We start from the raw sequence: 17,936 nt of genomic DNA, 5'->3' as shown, positions 1-17,936 counted from the left end.
GACCTGACCCCAGGGTTCTAATACGGGTGTTTCAGACTTTTGAGACCTGACCCCAGGGTTGTCTAATCGACGGCGGCGAGGGCTTCGGAGAGCTTGGTGACGGCGACGACCTGCATGCCGGAGATCGCGCTTTTTGGGGCGTTGGCTTTGGGGACGATGGCGCGTTTGAAGCCGTGTTTGGCGGCTTCAAACAGGCGCTCCTGGCCCGACGGGACCGGGCGGATCTCGCCGGACAGGCCGACTTCGCCGAAGATCACCATATCGCGGGGGAGCTGGCGGTCTCGGTAGCTGGACACAATGGCCAACAACAACGCCAGGTCGGCGCTGGTTTCCAACACTTTAACACCGCCGACCACGTTGGCGAACACATCTTGGTCACCCACCTGCAAGCCCCCGTGGCGGTGTAGGACGGCCAGCAGCATGGCCAGGCGGTTTTGTTCGAGGCCCACCGCCACGCGGCGGGGATGTCCGAGCTGGCTGTCGTCGACCAGGGCCTGAATTTCGACAAGCAGCGGCCGGGTGCCTTCCCACACCACCATCACCGCACTGCCCGAGGCAGGCTCGCTACTGCGATCGAGGAAGATGGCAGAGGGGTTCTTGACCTCTTTCATGCCCTGCTCGGTCATCGCAAATACACCGAGCTCATTCACCGCACCGAAGCGGTTTTTCTGGCCCCGCAGGGTGCGGAAACGGGAATCGTGAGTGCCTTCCAGCAGGATGGAGCAGTCGATCATATGCTCCAGCACCTTCGGGCCCGCGAGCGAGCCATCTTTGGTAACGTGGCCCACCAGGAACAGCACCGTGCCGGTCTGTTTGGCAAACCGGGTGAGATAGGCCGCACATTCACGCACCTGGGACACACTGCCCGGGGCTGAGGCGATTTCGGCGGTGTGCACAACCTGAATGGAATCCACCACCAGCACCTTGGGCTTGAATTCCTCAGCGGCGGCGACAATGGTTTCGACGTTGGTTTCCGACATCAGCCGCAGCTTGTCGGTGGGCAGGCCCAGCCGCTGGGCGCGCATGGCCACCTGCTGCAGGGATTCCTCGCCGGTGATATACAGCGCTTCCATGCCCTGGGCCAGGTGACACATGGTTTGCAGCAGCAGCGTACTCTTGCCTGCGCCAGGGTGGCCGCCCACCAGCACCGCCGAACCCGGCACCAGGCCACCGCCCAGCACCCGGTCGAACTCCTCTGCACCGGAGGTGAAGCGCGGCAAATCGTCGAGATCCACATCCTTGAGCAACTGTGCGCTGGCCAGGGCACCGGCAAAGCCGGCGCGATTGGCCGTGACACCGGCGCCGGCGCGGCCAGAGCCCTTGGCGGGGCCCAGCTTGATCTCGGTAATGGTGTTCCACTCGCCGCAGTCGGAGCACTGGCCCTGCCATTTGGCATAGTCAGAGCCGCATTCGTTGCACACGAACGCTGTTTTTTGTTTGGCCATTGGTGCCTCAGGTTCAGGTTCTGCGGTATCCTATCAGACCGCTCACGAAAACTGATAAAACGATGTCCGAATCTTCCCTAGTTCCCGAACGCCAGCTGGTCTTCTCGCCCGGCTTGGCGGCGACTATCGGGCTGGAAGAAGCCATTCTGCTGCAACACCTGCAGCAGCTGTTCGAGCATCGCGATGCCCAGCTGCGCGATAACTTTGCCTGGCTGAACATTTCCCGCGATTACCTGCTGCATTCCCTGCCCTTCTGGAATGCCGTGGATTTGCACCGTATCAGCCGCTCGCTGGTCGACAAGGGTGTCATCCTGTTGGAATCGCCACCGCTGCATAGCGCCAATCACCTGCTGTTTGCACTGAACGAACCCGTACAGCGCGCGCCCGCACCGCCGCCGGCGATGCCAGCAGAGCCTGCCCCCACCCGGCGCAGCGCTGGGCTGCTGCCCATGCAGTGGTCACCCAGCGAAGACCTGCTGCAAATGCTCGCCCTCAATCACAATATTCCGCGCCAGTTTGCCCTGGATCAACTGGAAGATTTCATCTTTTACTGGCGCGAGCGCGGCGAGACAAGCCACGCCTGGGAAAACAAGTTCCGCCAGCACGTGCTGGGCAACTGGCGTCACCAGCAACAGACCACTCGCTCCAACACCTCCGATTTCGACGTGAAGGCACCGCAACGCCTCGGTCGCGAGTGGCGCCCCAGCGAAGACGCCCTGGAAATCATGGCCCGCTCAGGCATAGACCGCGACTTCATCGATCAGTCGGTTCCCGAGTTTATTCTGTACTGGCGTGAGCGCGGCGCCGCTCCCAAGGAACTCAATTCCAAATTCATCCAGCACATTCGCATTCAGTGGGCGCGCTACAGTTCGGGTCTGGAGCACTCCACCGAACCCAAGCGTATCGTTAATCACTGGCAGCCCAGTGAAGACGTGTTCGATATCCTGCGCATGTCGCATATCGATCTGGATTTTGCCAAGTCACTGCTGCCGGAATTCATTGTGTACTGGAAGGACACCAACCAGGCTCACACTTCCTGGAACAGCAAATTTCTACAGCACGTAAAACACCACTGGGCCAAGCGCCACCAATTACAGCAATCGGATCTAAGCCATGGCGGACAGCAGGGAACTCATCCAACAGGTCGCACAAGAGATCGAAGCCTCGAAGACGACCTCAACGACACCAGCTGGGCAGGCTGAACCCCGGCAGCGCACGCCGGATGACACCCATGTGGAGGCCATTAACCAGGTCTTTGCCCTGTTTCGGCTGAACTATCACAACCAGTACTTCGCGGCCTATTCCGAAGCCAGCCAGCTCAATCAGGTAAAGCGCCTGTGGCTGGAATCCCTCGCTGATTTCCCGGTAGAGCAAATTCTCAAGGGCGCCAAGCACGCCATTGAAAACAGTGAATACCTGCCCACCCTGAACCGCATGATCGAATGCTGCCAGGCAGGCCTGGTAGAGCTCGGCCTCCCCGCCCCTCACGATGCCTACGTGGAAGCCTGTCAGGCACCCTCGCCCAAATCGGCTCAGGCCTGGAGCCACCCGGCGGTGTACCTTGCCGGGCGCGACAGCGAATGGTTTTTCCTGGCCAACAACGAAGAGCGCCTGACCTGGCCGGTATTTCGTAGCCACTACCAGCGCTATTGCGCTGCCGTGCTACGCGGCGAAAGCCTGACTATTCCAGCATCCGAAGCCCTGGAGAAACACGCCTCCGAGCCACTCAGTAACGACGAACAGCTCGCCGCCCTCAAAAAACTGCGAGAAAGCAGCGGGCTCTAACCCCGCTGCCGTCATTCCCGCGAAGGCGGGGATCCACAAAACCGGCAACACAACCCAACTTTCATCCTTTTCGCCCCTGCGCCACCGGGCAAGTGCTTTGGTGGTTATGCTTAGCCAGAACCTAGCCACGGAGGGCATGGAATGGCCAAGCAACCCGCTGTATACATACTCGCGAATCGCCGCAATGGCACGCTCTACATCGGAGTCACGTCCGACTTAATCAGAAGAATTTGGCATCACAGGAACGTCATCGCCGAAGGGTTCACCAAAAAATACACAGTACATCGACTGGTCTACTTCGAGTTTCTTTCGAGCATGGAGGAAGCGATAGCTAGGGAGAAGCGATTGAAGAAATGGCATCGGCGCTGGAAGCTACGAATTATCGAGGAAAAGAACCCCGATTGGATGGATCTATGGCATCAGGTCATCCAGTGAGAGATAGTTTTCGTCCCACTGGATTCCCGCCTGCGCGGGAATGACGGTGAGAGGCGCTTTGGGCAAGTCGGTGGAGTGACGGCGAAGGGGGTACCGGGCAATTCGGAGGGATGACGGTGAATGGCGCAGTGGGCAACTCGGAAGAATGACGGTAGAGGGCGCCGCGGGGAAACGAGGGGAACGCGGTACGCGTTAGTAGTCGTCGCCCCCGCCATAACCCATGGCGAGATTTTCGAAGCGAGTGAACTCGCCAATAAAGGCCAGGCGGCAGGTACCGATGGGGCCGTTACGCTGCTTGCCGATAATGATTTCGGCCACACCCTTGTCGGGGGAATCCTCGTTGTACACCTCGTCCCGGTAGATGAACATGATGACGTCGGCATCCTGCTCGATGGCTCCGGATTCACGCAGGTCGGAGTTTACCGGGCGCTTATTGGGCCGCTGCTCCAGCGAGCGGTTGAGCTGCGACAGCGCCACCATGGGCACCTCGAACTCCTTGGCAATGGCCTTGAGGCTTCGGGAGATTTCTGAGATCTCCGCCGTCCGCCCCTCGGAGGAACCCGCCACCTGCATCAGCTGCAGGTAGTCGATCATGATCATGCCAATTTCGCCGTTGTTCTCGCGCACGACCTTGCGCACCCGCGAACGCACCTCAGTAGGGGTCAACGCCGGCGTGTCGTCGATAAACAGCGGCATGTCCTTCAGCTTATTAACCGCCGTGGTGAGCTTGGGCCAGTCCTCCTGCTCCAGCTTGCCGTTACGAATACGGGTCTGGTTGATCTTGCCGATCGACGACAGCATACGAATCACCAGCTGGTCTGCGGGCATCTCCATGGAGAACACCAGCACCGGCTTCTTGGTGGCGAGCAGGGCGTTCTCCACCAGGTTCATGGCGAAGGTGGTTTTACCCATCGAAGGTCGACCGGCCACAATGACTAGGTCGGAGGGCTGCAGGCCGGAGGTCATGCCGTCGAGGTCGGTAAAGCCCGAGGTCAGGCCGGTGATATCACCGCCGGAATTAAACAGCTCCTCGATCCTGCCGAGCGCTTTCTGCAGCAGTGGATTGACGTCCTGGGGGCCGCCGGTCTTGGGCCCCTGCTCACCAATCTGCATGATCAGGCGCTCAGCCTCGTCCAACAGTTCCAATGAGCTGCGGCCTTCAGGGTTGAACCCTGATTCGGCGATGTCCTGAGCCGCCTCAATCAACTTGCGCAGGCTGGCGCGCTCACGCACCACCTGGGCATAGGCGCGAATATTGGAGGCACTGGGCGTGTTCTGAGCGAGCTCGGCCAGATACGGCAGACCACCGGCGCCTTCCAGCTGCCCCTTGGCCTCGAGCTTATCCGCCACGGTGATCACGTCGATCGGTTCGGCCGCATCGGCCAGCACCGCAATTTCACGGAAAATATCCCGGTGCGCCGGCTTGTAGAAATCGCTGGCGGCCACTTCTTCAGCCACGGAATCCCAGCCTTCGGCCGCCAATAGCAGACCACCGATCACCGACTGCTCTGCTTCCAGCGAGTGGGGCTGCATCTTGATCCGGGCAATATCGCTGTCCTGGTTGTAGGGCAGCTCAGCAACGTTGTCTGGGAAGTCCGGCTCGGACATCGCGAAATTCTACCTGTGCACAGTTTTTTGAGCGGATTGCACAGAATAAAGGAAGTCGGCACGAGGGCAAAGCAAAACACGGCGATACTTGCGAGGGTCCGCCGGCCCAGCCATGGTGACTAGCGCATTCTCAGGATGGATAACGCTATGGCAAAAGTGGTGATTTTTGGTGGTGCGGGACGGGTGGGGCAACAACTGGCCGCTGAGCTCACCCGCTGCGGGCTGGATGTCGCACTGGCAGATCTCATCCCGGAGACGCGACTCGGCCAGATTGCCGCGCGCATTCTCNCCGAGACCCGCCTTGCCGACCCGGATTGCCGGGCCCGCCTCAGCCACCATGGCGATATCGATGTATTGGATCAGCGCCAGATAGAGTCTGTTCTGGCCCGTGAGCGGCCGGCACTAGTGATCAACTATGCCATTCCCATCACCTGGGACGCCACCAAACAACTGCCCAACTACACCCGCCTCTCCGCCGCGGGCCTGGGTGCATTCAAGCCGATTCAGGTGGCTGCCTGGCTGACCGTCGCCAGAGCCATGGCCAACACCTGCCCGAATGCCAGGCTGATGGTGGGCAACCTGCCCGACATCACTATTCCGATTATCACCGGCTTCAGTTCTCGGGAAGCGCTGGTCCGGCCCGCCTGTGGCGCGGGCAATGTAGGGCTGATGGTCGCAGCCATCCAACACCTGGCAGCCAGCGAGCTCATGACAGACCCGGAAGACCTGGAAGTAAAACTGGTCGCCCACCACATTCACTGGGTGACGCCCCGGGAGCCGGGCTACGCCAACGATGCGCCGTTTTTGCTGCGCATATCCCAGCAGGGCGAAAACATTACCGGCCAGTTCCGTGACAGCCGCGCCTTACTTAATCGCGCCATCAATCACTGCTACGAGCCGGGCGCCGCTTTCTCATCGACCACCGGCATACTCGCCGCGCGCAATGCGCTGGCATTGCTGGATGACAGCGGCGCGACCCACCGGCTCCATGCGCCGGCCCCGCTGGGTTTACCCGGTGGCTACACGGTGCTGATCGAGCGCGGTGAAACCCAACTCGACCTGGCCACCGACTGGGACCGCGATGAAGCCGTGGAGATGATGCGAGCCGCCACCCGCCGCGACGGGGTAGAAGACATCACTGATGACGGCACAGTGCGCTTTGCAGACTACGCGCGGGAGATATTGCGAGAGGAGTTGGGCTTTGAGTTGCCCGATACCATGCAGCCGGGCGATATAGCCGAGGTGGCCAGGGCGCAAATTGCCTCCGTACGGGCCAGGTTCTGAAGTGCACGGGCCAGGCCGACGATGGCCACCCTGCATTTCAGCCAGACACAAAAAATGCACCGACCGCAAAGCAGCCGGTGCATTCTATTCGATAGCCCCGCCGAAGCGGGCAGGCAGGTCCCTTACTCGGGAACAACCGCAACGTTGACCATGGCGGTCACGTCGCTGTGTACCTGAACGGCGATTTCGTACTCACCCACTTCGCGCAGCGCGCCTTCGGGCAGGCGAACTTCAGCCTTGTCCACGGCAGCGCCAGCAGCAGATACGGCCTCGGCGATGTCGCGAGTACCGATTGAACCGAACAGCTTGCCTTCGTCGCCAGCGTTAGCGGCGATAGTGACCAGCTCCAGGCCGTTGATCGCTTCAGCGCGGGTTTCAGCAGCAGCCAGAGTTTCAGCGGCAGCGGCTTCCAGCTCGGCGCGGCGCGCTTCGAACTGCGCTACGGCGTCTTCAGTGGCAGGTACGGCTTTACCCTGAGGGATCAGGTAGTTACGGCCAAAGCCAGCTTTAACGTCAACCTTGTCGCCCAGGCCACCCAGGTTGCCGATTTTTTCCAGCAAAATGACTTCCATCTTACTTTCCTCGTTATTGGGGAGCGTGCTCCCACTACTTCAAAATTCTTGCTCAGTCTTCGCCGCGATCCAGGTCCTTGCCTGGCTTTGCCCAACGCTGGCGAAAATCAAACCAGCTGTCGGCGATGGCGACGAAAACCACCATCAGTTTTATCGGGTCGAAGATGATCCAGATAGCGTAAAACGCCACTAGCCATCCCGTGCCCTGCCCGCGGTATCGGGCGCGCGCATGAACCAGTGCAAGACCTGCAAAGCTCAGCGGCAACATACATATCACTGCCCAGGTGCGGAACTCAGCGCCCAGCGCAGAGACCGCTGCGGCCGCCAGTGCCGTGCCAGTAGCCACCGCCGGGGTGAACCGGAGTGCCCTGAACTCGTCGCCAAAGCCGCCCGGGTTGTACAGCGCTGCCTGCCAGTAACGCGCCAATAACAGGCACAGTACCGAGGTCATCGCTGATCCCGCGCCCAGCATGCCTGCAATCTGCAGGTTGGTGGGCCGCGGCAACTGGACCGCTTCGCCGCCCTGGGCCAGATTCTGCTCGAGTTGGGCGAGAAACTCGCCGAACACGCTCACCATCTGGTCCAGGTAGTGCTGTCCCAGTGTCAACATCGCTAGGCCCGAGAGCGCACCGATGGCAACACTGGAAAGCACCGCCAGGGGCAGGCTTACCGTGGCTCGCAACACCATCGCCAGAACCAGAGTTCCCGTGAGTAGTGTCAGCGGACCGCTGTCTCCGGAGGTGTACCACACCGCGCCGGAGGGCAGCAGAGCCCAAAACCAAAGCTGGGCTCCCATTCCCGCGCCTTTGCGCAGGGTGACCAGTGCCAATACCGCGGCGCTGATCCAACAAAACAGAATGCTTCCGGCACCCCCTACGGTGAGGAGCAGCGCCTGGAAGCGCCCGCGCATGGCAAATTCAGCGATTGCCTTCATAAGGCCTCGTATTGCCCGCCCGGAAACAGATTCTTACTTATGAGAATCCGTGTAAGGCAGCAGGGCCAGGAAGCGCGCGCGCTTCACAGCAGTGGCCAGCTGACGCTGGTACTTGGCCTTGGTGCCAGTGATACGGCTAGGTACGATCTTGCCAGTTTCGGAAACGTACGCCTTCAGGGTTTCGAGATCCTTGTAATCGATCTCTTTAACGCCTTCAGCAGTGAAACGGCAGAACTTACGACGACGGAAAAAACGTGCCATCTTTAATACTCCTCTCTATTACTCTTCGGAGGCGGCGTCTTCGGCCGGCTCAGCTGCTTTTTCCGCAGGCTTCTCTTCGGCAGTTGCCTCAGCAGCCTTGCGCTCTTCGTAACGGCTCTTACGCTCGCGTGACTCTTTCTCAGCCTTCATGATAAGGGACTCTTCAGTCACGGCTTCGTCGCGGCGGATCACCAGGTTACGGATCACAGCATCGTTGTAACGGAAAGTGGTGGTGAGCTCTTCCATCGCTTCGTTGGAAGCTTCCACGTTCATCAGCACGTAGTGTGCCTTGTGGATCTTGTTGATGGGGTATGCCAGCTGGCGACGGCCCCAGTCTTCCAGACGGTGAACGCTGCCGCCGTCCTTGGAGATGGTGTTGGAGTAGCGCTCGATCATGCCGGGCACTTGCTCAGACTGGTCCGGATGGACCATAAATACGATTTCGTAATGACGCATACAGTAGCTCCTTACGGGTTAATGCTGCCCATCGCAATGTGGTGCAGCAAGGAGATCGGCGGCTTACAGCCACCGGGCAAATTTTGAGGCGCGGATTGTATAGAGTTTAATCACCCCACGCAACACCCCCTATAAACGGCCCTCTGGCGGTACTTCCAGACCCAGAACTTTACTAACCTCGCTCATGATCATTTCGGCTCCCAACCTGGCCACGTGGTTATCAACCAAAAAGTACAGCCGTTCTCCCTCCGTTACCAGGTAACGGCCTGTCGCCTCACGGCAGAAGAGTTTTTCGGGGTATACCCTAGACAAGTTTTGACCTTGTAATTCATCCAGTGCAGCGTATGACGATGCGGTGCGCGCTTTAAAAACAGCCATACTGGTGGAAAGTAACGGCAAGTCTGCCTCCTCAAGGATTGGTGGACGCTGATGAGCTAGCATATAGCTGGCATGAAAGCCCTGCTCAGGCACCGGGTATACCAGAACCACATTGTGTCCACTATCGAGCCAGCCTTGAACCGTGGACAGGATAGATTGCCGCACCACCGGTTGGTGCTCTGCAACTTCCTCAGCCCACGCAGCCGGATATCCGGCCTCACAGAAGCCCTCACCACCATCAAACCCGACCATCTCCAGGTACAGCGGCAAGCGCGCACTGTACACAATGGTGCTATTTGGATGTTTTTTGAGCAATTGTCGCAAGCGCTTGGCCCTACTTCGGCACAACCCACCTTGCGTCTGGTACAGCAAGTGGCTACATCCAGCCTGGGTCACCTGTATAAAATTCAGGCCGCTCTCTCTCGCAAGCCTATATGCACTGTGGGCGAGATTTCCAGCATGGCTGTCACCGACAAGCATCAAGTAGGATGCATCTGGAAAGTGGGTGAACTCACAGCTGTCATCTACGTTGAAGTAAGGCTGATTTAGTCCGCCTGAATGGCAGCGCCTGCCATCTTGCATCAAATCTACATGCTGGGAATCCTTGATCAGCCTGTGCACATAATCGGCTCTGTCTGGGTAGCCACCACCTAGTATCCAGGCGCCATTAGCGAGCAATATCACCCCATGCGCACCGCCAGTCACTGCGAAATAGGTTCTCCAACTGACCCGGCGCCGATTACGCAACGGCTTCTCAACAAGCCAATAAGAACTCAACGCCAAACCCACAGTCAGGACAATCCACAGTGCTTTTTCAGAGAGCCCGGGGTGCCAGGTAAACATCCGACCAAAGGCAAAAATCGGGTAGTGCCAAAGGTAAAGCGCATACGAAATCAGCCCCACACCTACAAAAAATCTGGCCGAAAGTAGCCTGACGAGTGCATTCGCAGGGCTCGCAAAGCCAATAAAAAGGACCGTACCAAAGACTGGCAACAGCGTTATCCAACCAGGGTGGCCGTCTGAGTATTCCACCCAGACGAGAGAGATTAATATCCCCGCCATCCCTACATAAGGCAGGTGCCTACTAATACCTGTGACTTGCGCCCTGTGACATTGCAGTGCGAGCAAGCTTCCCGCGAGCAATTCCTAGAAGCGAGTGTGCAGCATATAAAACGCCGACGAATTATCGACGGGGGCAATCCAAACCGCCAGACCAAAGCTGGCCACACCGAGCGCCATGAGCAATCGCCAGAGCCAGGCCGAACCGAACTTGCCCAACAACACAAACAACAGAGGAAATAACAGATAAAACTGTTCTTCTACCGCTAGCGACCAAGTATGCAAAAAAGGCGCTAACAATGCAGATTCCGCGCCGTACTCCTGCAGGCTCACGTCCCAAAAAAAGTTCGAGACGAATAGGATGGAGGCTAGCTGTGACTTGGCAAATTCTAACAATTGCCCGGGTAACAAAATCTCCCATGCCAGCGGCAAACTGACGATCATCACCAGAAACAATGCGGGCAGCAAGCGTCGTATTCGACGACCATAAAATCCGACAAAAGATATGCGACCGGTTTCTACCCATTCGTCTCTCAATAGCGAGGTGATAAGAAAACCCGATATCACGAAGAAGATATCCACCCCAAGGAAGCCACCGGGTAGAAGATTAGTGCCGGTCAACTCAAATTTCGCGTGATAGATCATGACCGCGAACACTGCGACAGCCCGCAGGCCATCTATCTCTGGTCGATAGGTGAGAGACTGTGAAGACATGGTACGAATCAGACCCTTTGCCTTACCGCCTCAAACAAGCAGATACCGGTGGCCACGGAGACGTTCAGGCTGCTGACAGAGCCCGCCATGGGGAGTTTGATGAGAAAATCACAGTGCTCACGGGTAAGGCGGCGTAAACCGGCGCCCTCGGCGCCCATCACCAGCGCCATTGATCCCCTTAAGTCATTGTCATATAAAAGTTTTTCAGCTTCTCCAGCAGTACCGTAGACCCATACACCGCGCTCCTGCAGGGCCTCCAGGGTGCGGGCGATGTTGGTCACCCGCACAAAGGGCACGACCTCGCCGGCCCCGCAAGCCACCTTCCTGGCAGTGGGGGTTAAGTCGGCAGATTTATCCTTGGGCACTACCACCGCATCCACCCCCGCGGCATCGGCTGAACGCATGCATGCCCCCAGGTTGTGAGGATCTGTGACCCCATCCAGCACCAGAATGAGCACTGGCTCCTGCTTGGCTTCCACCATGCGCAGCAAGTCTGCCTCCTGCCACAGGTTGGCCTGGTGCACTTCACCGTGTACCGGCTCATCCAGCGTTTCCGCCACTACCCCCTGATGTCGTCCGCTGACCATGGCATCGAGATCGCGCTTGGGCTCCCTGGCGACAGGCACCCCTTGGTTCTGGGCCAGTTCCAGCAGGGCAGAAATCCGCTTGTCGTCACGCCCCTCCTGCACCCACAACCGCTGCACCGACTTGGGCGCTTTGCGCAACAAGCTGTCGACAGCATGGAATCCATATATGTACTGCATAATGTTCTCTCAAAACCTTGGGCGAGGTCTTAAAATTCTCAGAAAAATAAGACCTGCCCCCAGGGGGTTAGTAACGGCGGCGAAGGCCGGTTTTGCCTTTGTTCTTGGGTTTCTTTTTGTCTTTGCGTTTGGGGTCGCGTTTGGAACCGGGCTTGGGCTTGTGGGGCTTGTCCTTCTTGGGGGGGCGGGTATCGATCATTTCGAGGTCGATTTTGCGGTCGTCGAGATCGACACGGGCCACCTGCACGCGCACCTTGCCACCCAGTTTAAACGTGCGACCACTGCGCTCACCTATCAGGCGCTGTCGGTTCTTGTCGTAGTTGTAGTAGTCGCCCGGTAGCGAGGTGACATGGACAAGCCCTTCTATGTACAAGTCCTGCAGTTCTACAAACAATCCAAAACTGGTGACAGCGGCGATCAGACCATCGAATTCGTCGCCCACATGCTCCTGCAGATATTCGCACTTGAGCCAGGCATTGACCTCGCGGGTGGCATCGTCGGCGCGGCGCTCCGTCATCGAGCACTGCTCGCCGTGCACCATCATAGCGGCCTCGTCGTAAGGGAAGATGCGCTTGCGGGGGATCGGCTCAGCGCCCTCCACCCTCAGCACACCCTCGGCGGGCTGCTCGGAGCGCACCAGCGCGCGAATACCGCGGTGCACCAGCAAATCCGGATAGCGGCGAATGGGCGAAGTAAAGTGGGCATAGGCGTCGTAATGAAGGCCGAAGTGGCCGCCGTTGTCCGGCTGATACTGGGCCTGGCTCAGCGAGCGCAGCAGCATGGTCTGGATCACATGCGCATCTTCGCGCTCAGCCACCTGCTGCAGCAAGTGCTGGTAATCGAGAGGCGTCGGTTTCGGGCCGCCGGACAAATCCAGGCCCAACTCACCGAGAAAACTGCGCAAACCCTCCAACCGCTCTTCACTCGGCCCTTCATGCACCCGATACAGAATCGGCAACTCATTGGCCTCAAAGAACCGCGCCGCTGCCACATTGGCGCACAGCATGGCCTCCTCGATCAGCTTGTGGGCATCGTTGCGCACCACCGGAACAATCGACTCGATCTTCTTCTGGGCATCAAAAATGATCCGGGTTTCCACGGTTTCGAAATCGATGGCGCCACGGGTGTCGCGCTGCCCGCGCAGCACCTTGTACAACTCGTGGAGCAACAGCAGATCAGGTACCCGGGCCGGATCCACGTCCGCATGCCAGCCTTCATCCAGCACCTCGCCCACCTGGGTATAGGTGAGCCGGGCATGGGAATGAATCACCGCCTCATAGAACTGATACCGGAGCAATTTGCCCACACGACTGAGTTCCATTTCGCAGACCATGGCCAAACGGTCGACCTGGGGCTTGAGCGAGCAAAGCCCATTCGACAGTGCCTCAGGGAGCATCGGCACCACCCGCTCGGGAAAATACACCGAGTTGCCGCGATTAGCCGCCTCTTCGTCCAGGGCCATGCTCGGGCGCACATAGTGGGAGACATCGGCGATGGCGACATACAGGCGCCAGCCACCGCGGCGCTTCTCACAGAACACCGCGTCGTCGAAGTCCCTAGCGTCCTCGCCATCAATCGTGACGAAAGGCAGCTTGCGCAAATCCTTGCGGTTGCGCTTATCCGCTTCAGAGGGCTCATCTTCGAGGCTCGCCGCCTCACGCTGCACCGCCTCCGGCCACTCCCAAGGAATCTCGTGGGAACGAATGGCCACGTCGATCTCCAGCCCAGGGTCCATATGGTCGCCCAGAATCTCGGTTATCGAGGCCTTGGCACCCAACTGCCGGGTGGGATAATCGGTGATCCTGGCCGTGACAATCTGGCCATTGCGCGCGCCATTCTTTTCCTTGGGTGGAATCAGGAACTGGTGCGTGAGCCGGCCATTGTCGGGTATCACGAAGCCAATGCCGCTCTCTTCTTGGTAGCGCCCCACTACAGACGTAAGCCCCCTAGCCAACACTTCCACCACCCGGCCCTCAAGGCGGCCGCGACGGTCTTCGCCGGTGACCAGCACCAGCACCTCATCTCCGTCGAACACAAAGTGCATCTGGCGGGCGCTGAGGTAAATGTCTTCACCCTCTTCCAGCGGCATGGCGAAACCGTAGCCATCGCGGTGACCCTGCACCTTGCAATGCACAAGGTTCATCTTATCGACAAGGCCATAGGCGCCCTTGCGGTCAGACATAATCTGGCCGTCGCGTTCCATAGCGCGCAAACGCTTGCCTAGGGCGTCGGCCTGTTCGAGGTCACCCAGCTGCAGGTGCCTGGCCAGCTGGTTGTGGTTCAAAGGTTTCTTAACCGAGCGCAAGACTTCGAGGATGACCTCGCGGCTGGGTATTGGGTTGTTGTACTTAGCGGCCTCACGCTCTGCGTGAGGATCGGTAATCTTGCCTTTCTTGGGCATTCAGGAGGGCCTGTTTAGTGGGTTCGGGGATCGAACTATAGGTACAAGTATACTCGAGTCACACGTCTGGCGTTCGGATACTTCACGCCACACCGTAGGCCAACATCGCGTTCGCCACTTTGATAAAGCCGGCCACATTGGCGCCCCGCACATAGTTCACGTGGTCATCCTCCTGCCCGCACTGCACGCACTGCACGCACTGCACGCACTGGCGGTGAATGCTCATCATAACCTGCTGCAAGCGCGACTTTAATTCTTCGGCAGTCCGGGCTAGACGAATACTATTCTGTGTCATTTCCAACCCCAACACCGCGACGCCGCCAGCGTCGACGGCCTTGCCCGGACCGTAAAGCACCTTGGCGTCGGCGACCAGATCGATGGCCTCGACCGTGGTCGGCATATTAGCTCCCTCAAAAACGGCCATACATTCATTCTGGATGAGTCGCACCGCGTCCGCGACATCCAGCTCGTTCTGGGTCGCGCAAGGAATCGCGAGTTCGCAGCCCCCCATGGTTTGCACTCGCAGAATTCACAGCCAAATTGATCTGCATATTCGTATGTGCGACCGCGACGCACCACCTTCAAATCCTTCATCCATTCGAGCTTGGCATCATCGATGCCGTCGGGGTCATCTATAAACTCGGATGACTCTGTCAGAGTGTCCACCTTAACGCCTAGCTCGCAGATCTTCTCAGCACACTAAATAGCCCGCCCCGGAGACTACGCAGATCTTATCTCTCATGCCGTCGCCCTTGTGTGCCCGCATTTTCTGCATGAAGAACGCGTTGCCGTAACCGGTGGCCTCTGTTCGGATCAGGCTGTCCCAAACGTTAGCGCCTTGCCGGGGAGCACGCCAGTAAATTCCATAACCAGGCGCTTATGTCGGCCGAACATATAGCTGATCTCACGGGCACACACACCAGCATCCCCGGCGGGAACATCGATACACGGACCAACATGAGTCCATAGTTCTGTCATAAACGACTGGCAGAGGCGCCTGACCTCGCGATCTGAATTACCCTTGGGATTAAAATCAGCCCCGCACTTGTCCGCGCACATGGGCAATGTGGTAAGGCTATTCTTGAAGGTCTGCTCGAAACCCAGAAACTTGAGGATCGACAGGTTGACCGAGGTATGAAAACGCAGCCCACCTTCATAGGGACCAATAGAGTTGTTGAATTGGACCCGATTACCGCGTTTTACCCGAATGTCGCCGGCGTCATCCTCCTAAACCACTCGGGACACTATAGTGCGATCGGGTTCAGTCATGTGCTGCGCAATTGCGGCGTCACGGTAGCGGGGGTTATCCAAAATGTAAGGTATGACAGAGCTGGCAAAAGTAATAATACTCGTGTTAATCGGCGGCGGCAGATAAGCTCTGGCGCGATCACCGATATCTGCTGTAGTCGCTTGGGGCAGTGTCATTGCGACGCTCAAGAGCAAAGCAAGAACTAAAGTTTTTCCCGATAGCCTGTAGTCTTTATGGCGATGTCCAACATCTCCAAAGTTGCGAAATCATTAGGTGCAAGCCATCACTGGCTCACCTTTTCTATTAGTGGGACCAGGCGATAGCCTTCGTCTACGACTCGCTCTGAAGGCCCATAATGTCTAACCGTTATACTAAAAACACCAGAGTCATTAGAGATCGGTATGTTGTTAGGCGATCCTTTCTGACAGCCGAGACTAATGGTAAAAGTGCCATCCGCGTTTGGTTTGGCCTTATAGGAATTAATACTCGCATTGTCATTAAACATAAATCCCTGCTCGTCATACACGGTGATCGACCAAAAATCTCTATTCGCCGGGTCTTCAAAAGTCATTTGATAGCATCCTGACGCAGGAAAATTAGGCGAGGTTTCGTAAATATTATCTTTCGCTAACGCTCCTCCCCAGCCGATGGCTGCCGCGATCTGCGTCTTCTCAGGCCGATAATATGAGCGTGTTTCATCTGTCGGTGATGAAAATAACGTTGCAGACAGCTTGACCGGTCCTTCTTTTTCCATGAGTTCTAGGAGATTCTCTTTCAATTGATTCTCAACTCGGTAGAACGATTCCTTTTCAACTGCCGGCGTAGAAAAGGGTGTATCGCTGTTGGCTTTGATAAGGATTTTATCCTGAATGGTTTTTACTTCGTCGGGAGAAAAATTTGAGTCTAGACGGATAATAACGATTAGGTGGTCGCCAAAGTGAGTAGCTAGTTCATAAGTACCTGCGCCATAAGACATGGCTTGTGGACGATGATCTAAAGTGACGGGCTGCATAGACAAATAACGCCCTTTGGGAACTGGCGGCAGTGTAACAGTCGCTCCTGCAGATACATTAATCACTGCTTTTGAGTAGTATGCGTCACGATTCATCCGCACTACAGGCTGATTGTCTGTAGGCGTCAACTCAGACAAATGTTCGAAACGATTCACACCACCACCCTTCTTTTGACTTTCGAGCATCTGCCTGGCCGATTCCGCTACCGGGTAGTATTCCTCAGTAACAACCAAGCCCAGTGGAGAGAAAAACTGATCCAAATGTCTAGCCTCAGGTTTAGAGGCTCTATCACTTGCTGTGGCATAAGAGCCACTCAAAAATAATGCGAGCAGAAGCAAAACTTTCGGTTTTTGCTGCAATTGATCAAAGTATTTCATTGCGGACGCTCCCGTACTAATGCTAAGAAATTACCTTGAAGTTAGTTTAGCTTGGAATGATTTTCAAATGCGATAATTCCCTAAAGGATGTATTGTCACCCATGCACCATGTAGGGAGCTATCTAAGAATGGCCATTAATATGACAAATGTTTGTCTAGCCGCATTTGCCAAAGTATCTCTGTCGCTATTGCTCTTGCTCCAGTTCAGCCATGCTGCGGATATACGCGCAGAAATCGCCACAATCAGTGAAAACCTAAACATCTATTAGCAAGAGACTGGGGAAGGGTCGCAGCCCATTATATTTATTCCCGGCTGGTCGATGTCCAGTCAAGTATTCAAGTATCAGCTGGCGCATTTTCAGAGGTCGACACGCTTTAGAGCCATAGCGATCGACCCACGAGGTCAGGGACTGTCAACAAAAACAGGCACAGGACATACTTATACAAAAACGTGGGAAAGATCTCGCGGGCCTTATTGAAATGCTCGATCTAAAAGATGTGATCCTCGTAGGCTGGTCGCTTGGCACCCTAGACATGCTTTCTTATATCGATCAATTCGGCACCGACAACGTCAAAGCTATTATGATTTTAGATGGCACACCAAAGACAATGGGAGAAACATCGACTGATACCTGGGTGTGGATAGATCAAGCTGACACAAACAGAGCTAGGCAATCGATCACCGAGGGTATTTTGACGAATGCGAGTAAGACCATAGATGGTTTTGTAAAGTGGATGCTAGAAAATCCGTCACAGAAAAATGTCAGAGTCATGAAAGAGATCGCTTTACAAACACCGCCTTTAATTGCCGCCATAACTAATGAGACAGCGTCATATGCTGACTATGAACATACGCTGAAGAACCTGGATGGTAAGATTCCCGTCTATTTATTTGTCCGGGAGGAATGGGCCACGGCAGTTGGTGCCTGGAAAGACCAATATTTGCGCTCCGCTAAGTTTTCACACACGGGGAAGCACCTTATGTTCTGGGAAAGACATGAAGTGTTCAATCAGTATCTAGATGTATTCCTAAACGAGTTATAATGCTTACCCGTCAGCGCCGAGCGACGACGATGCATTAGGGTTTTACTTGCAGCTTTGGAGCCATCGTTCTTCGTCTATTTCGTGGCTTCGCTGCGATTACCGCGTATCGCTTCCCGCAAACAATTAATCACTCGGTCTTCATCAAACCAGGCCTCGT

The 17,936-nt window shown here is 56.7% G+C and carries 19 protein-coding genes; 5 read left to right on the top strand and 14 right to left on the bottom strand.

The genetic code is table 11. The features are described 5' to 3' along the window. Positions 1 to 62: 62 nt before the first annotated feature. Positions 63 to 1,445, bottom strand: a complete 1,383-nt coding sequence (gene radA / locus A3709_RS21490) for a DNA repair protein RadA (RefSeq protein WP_066059612.1) — start codon at positions 1,443 to 1,445, stop codon at positions 63 to 65. Between the two features lie 62 nt (positions 1,446 to 1,507). Here radA and A3709_RS21485 point away from each other — a divergent pair, with 62 nt between their 5' ends. The 3 genes from A3709_RS21485 to A3709_RS21475 all read left to right on the top strand — a co-directional run bounded on the left by A3709_RS21485 (position 1,508) and on the right by A3709_RS21475 (position 3,665). Further along, positions 1,508 to 2,647, top strand: a complete 1,140-nt coding sequence (locus A3709_RS21485; RefSeq protein ID WP_066059609.1) for a DnaT-like ssDNA-binding domain-containing protein — start codon at positions 1,508 to 1,510, stop codon at positions 2,645 to 2,647. Further along, positions 2,559 to 3,230 carry a replication protein P gene (locus tag A3709_RS21480; RefSeq protein WP_231871283.1) on the top strand — a complete coding sequence of 224 codons (672 nt, stop codon included), beginning with the start codon at positions 2,559 to 2,561 and terminating at the stop codon, positions 3,228 to 3,230. Before A3709_RS21485 ends, A3709_RS21480 begins: the two co-directional genes overlap by 89 nt. A gap of 141 nt (positions 3,231 to 3,371) precedes the next feature. Beyond that, positions 3,372 to 3,665 (top strand): GIY-YIG nuclease family protein, encoded by a 294-nt coding sequence (locus A3709_RS21475; RefSeq protein ID WP_066059606.1) that lies wholly within the window; start codon positions 3,372 to 3,374, stop codon positions 3,663 to 3,665. Between the two features lie 192 nt (positions 3,666 to 3,857). Here A3709_RS21475 and dnaB read toward each other — a convergent pair whose 3' ends face one another. The 13 genes from dnaB to A3709_RS21415 form a co-directional block, all read right to left on the bottom strand. Next, positions 3,858 to 5,273 (bottom strand): replicative DNA helicase, encoded by a 1,416-nt coding sequence (gene dnaB, locus A3709_RS21470; RefSeq protein ID WP_066059603.1) that lies wholly within the window; start codon positions 5,271 to 5,273, stop codon positions 3,858 to 3,860. 1,406 nt (positions 5,274 to 6,679) lie between these two features. After that, the gene (rplI, locus tag A3709_RS21460) at positions 6,680 to 7,129 is read right to left on the bottom strand and encodes a 50S ribosomal protein L9 (protein WP_066059597.1); all 450 of its coding nucleotides are present in this window, start codon (positions 7,127 to 7,129) and stop codon (positions 6,680 to 6,682) included. A 52-nt stretch (positions 7,130 to 7,181) separates the two neighbouring features. Further along, positions 7,182 to 8,063: a hypothetical protein gene (locus A3709_RS21455; protein ID WP_066059594.1), complete on the bottom strand. Its 882-nt coding sequence runs from the start codon at positions 8,061 to 8,063 to the stop codon at positions 7,182 to 7,184. Positions 8,064 to 8,096: 33 nt separating this feature from the next. Then, positions 8,097 to 8,324 carry a 30S ribosomal protein S18 gene (gene rpsR, locus A3709_RS21450; RefSeq protein ID WP_066059591.1) on the bottom strand — a complete coding sequence of 76 codons (228 nt, stop codon included), beginning with the start codon at positions 8,322 to 8,324 and terminating at the stop codon, positions 8,097 to 8,099. An 18-nt stretch (positions 8,325 to 8,342) separates the two neighbouring features. Continuing rightward, positions 8,343 to 8,780, bottom strand: coding sequence for a 30S ribosomal protein S6 (rpsF, locus tag A3709_RS21445; RefSeq protein ID WP_066059588.1), 438 nt, complete (start codon positions 8,778 to 8,780; stop codon positions 8,343 to 8,345). A gap of 129 nt (positions 8,781 to 8,909) precedes the next feature. Then, complete coding sequence (locus tag A3709_RS21440) at positions 8,910 to 10,151, bottom strand: acyltransferase family protein (protein ID WP_231871282.1); 1,242 nt, start codon at positions 10,149 to 10,151, stop codon at positions 8,910 to 8,912. A 153-nt stretch (positions 10,152 to 10,304) separates the two neighbouring features. Then, a complete protein-coding gene (locus tag A3709_RS21435; protein WP_066059581.1) occupies positions 10,305 to 10,931 on the bottom strand; it encodes an acyltransferase in 627 nt (208 codons plus the stop codon). An 8-nt stretch (positions 10,932 to 10,939) separates the two neighbouring features. Further along, on the bottom strand, positions 10,940 to 11,695 hold the full coding sequence (gene rlmB, locus A3709_RS21430) for a 23S rRNA (guanosine(2251)-2'-O)-methyltransferase RlmB (protein ID WP_066059578.1): 756 nt from the start codon (positions 11,693 to 11,695) through the stop codon (positions 10,940 to 10,942). A 67-nt stretch (positions 11,696 to 11,762) separates the two neighbouring features. Further along, positions 11,763 to 14,096, bottom strand: a complete 2,334-nt coding sequence (rnr, locus tag A3709_RS21425) for a ribonuclease R (protein ID WP_066059576.1) — start codon at positions 14,094 to 14,096, stop codon at positions 11,763 to 11,765. An 82-nt stretch (positions 14,097 to 14,178) separates the two neighbouring features. After that, complete coding sequence (locus A3709_RS23495) at positions 14,179 to 14,607, bottom strand: hypothetical protein (protein ID WP_231871289.1); 429 nt, start codon at positions 14,605 to 14,607, stop codon at positions 14,179 to 14,181. A gap of 180 nt (positions 14,608 to 14,787) precedes the next feature. Beyond that, positions 14,788 to 14,862: a hypothetical protein gene (locus tag A3709_RS25135; protein WP_369795177.1), complete on the bottom strand. Its 75-nt coding sequence runs from the start codon at positions 14,860 to 14,862 to the stop codon at positions 14,788 to 14,790. Positions 14,863 to 14,909: 47 nt separating this feature from the next. Then, complete coding sequence (locus tag A3709_RS25130) at positions 14,910 to 15,263, bottom strand: Glu/Leu/Phe/Val dehydrogenase dimerization domain-containing protein (protein ID WP_369795176.1); 354 nt, start codon at positions 15,261 to 15,263, stop codon at positions 14,910 to 14,912. Between the two features lie 365 nt (positions 15,264 to 15,628). Next, positions 15,629 to 16,735, bottom strand: coding sequence for a DUF1214 domain-containing protein (locus A3709_RS21415; RefSeq protein ID WP_082850296.1), 1,107 nt, complete (start codon positions 16,733 to 16,735; stop codon positions 15,629 to 15,631). Positions 16,736 to 17,031: 296 nt separating this feature from the next. On the opposite strand from A3709_RS21415, the gene A3709_RS25125 reads away from it, so the two are divergent. Then, the gene (locus A3709_RS25125) at positions 17,032 to 17,214 is read left to right on the top strand and encodes an alpha/beta fold hydrolase (RefSeq protein WP_369795175.1); all 183 of its coding nucleotides are present in this window, start codon (positions 17,032 to 17,034) and stop codon (positions 17,212 to 17,214) included. A gap of 1 nt (position 17,215) precedes the next feature. After that, positions 17,216 to 17,779: an alpha/beta hydrolase gene (locus tag A3709_RS21405; RefSeq protein WP_066059570.1), complete on the top strand. Its 564-nt coding sequence runs from the start codon at positions 17,216 to 17,218 to the stop codon at positions 17,777 to 17,779. The last annotated feature ends 157 nt before the right edge of the window (positions 17,780 to 17,936 follow it).

This window comes from Halioglobus sp. HI00S01, from assembly GCF_001635445.1.
Taxonomy (GTDB): domain Bacteria; phylum Pseudomonadota; class Gammaproteobacteria; order Pseudomonadales; family Halieaceae; genus Halioglobus; species Halioglobus japonicus.
The sequence above is the reverse complement of the archived record's forward strand: the minus strand, read 5'-3'. Positions and strand labels throughout refer to the sequence as shown.

What these genes read in the sequence shown, in the direction of transcription:
- rpsF (WP_066059588.1), bottom strand. Translation starts at nt 8,780, where the DNA reads ATGCGTCATTACGAAATCGTATTTATGGTCCATCCGGACCAGTCTGAG.
- A3709_RS21455 (WP_066059594.1), bottom strand. Translation starts at nt 8,063, where the DNA reads ATGAAGGCAATCGCTGAATTTGCCATGCGCGGGCGCTTCCAGGCGCTG.
- rpsR (WP_066059591.1), bottom strand. Translation starts at nt 8,324, where the DNA reads ATGGCACGTTTTTTCCGTCGTCGTAAGTTCTGCCGTTTCACTGCTGAA.
- A3709_RS21485 (WP_066059609.1), top strand. Translation starts at nt 1,508, where the DNA reads ATGTCCGAATCTTCCCTAGTTCCCGAACGCCAGCTGGTCTTCTCGCCC.
- A3709_RS23495 (WP_231871289.1), bottom strand. Translation starts at nt 14,607, where the DNA reads ATGGGGGGCTGCGAACTCGCGATTCCTTGCGCGACCCAGAACGAGCTG.
- A3709_RS21415 (WP_082850296.1), bottom strand. Translation starts at nt 16,735, where the DNA reads ATGAAATACTTTGATCAATTGCAGCAAAAACCGAAAGTTTTGCTTCTG.
- A3709_RS21480 (WP_231871283.1), top strand. Translation starts at nt 2,559, where the DNA reads ATGGCGGACAGCAGGGAACTCATCCAACAGGTCGCACAAGAGATCGAA.
- rplI (WP_066059597.1), bottom strand. Translation starts at nt 7,129, where the DNA reads ATGGAAGTCATTTTGCTGGAAAAAATCGGCAACCTGGGTGGCCTGGGC.
- rnr (WP_066059576.1), bottom strand. Translation starts at nt 14,096, where the DNA reads ATGCCCAAGAAAGGCAAGATTACCGATCCTCACGCAGAGCGTGAGGCC.
- dnaB (WP_066059603.1), bottom strand. Translation starts at nt 5,273, where the DNA reads ATGTCCGAGCCGGACTTCCCAGACAACGTTGCTGAGCTGCCCTACAAC.
- A3709_RS21405 (WP_066059570.1), top strand. Translation starts at nt 17,216, where the DNA reads ATGCTCGATCTAAAAGATGTGATCCTCGTAGGCTGGTCGCTTGGCACC.
- rlmB (WP_066059578.1), bottom strand. Translation starts at nt 11,695, where the DNA reads ATGCAGTACATATATGGATTCCATGCTGTCGACAGCTTGTTGCGCAAA.
- A3709_RS21435 (WP_066059581.1), bottom strand. Translation starts at nt 10,931, where the DNA reads ATGTCTTCACAGTCTCTCACCTATCGACCAGAGATAGATGGCCTGCGG.
- radA (WP_066059612.1), bottom strand. Translation starts at nt 1,445, where the DNA reads ATGGCCAAACAAAAAACAGCGTTCGTGTGCAACGAATGCGGCTCTGAC.
- A3709_RS21475 (WP_066059606.1), top strand. Translation starts at nt 3,372, where the DNA reads ATGGCCAAGCAACCCGCTGTATACATACTCGCGAATCGCCGCAATGGC.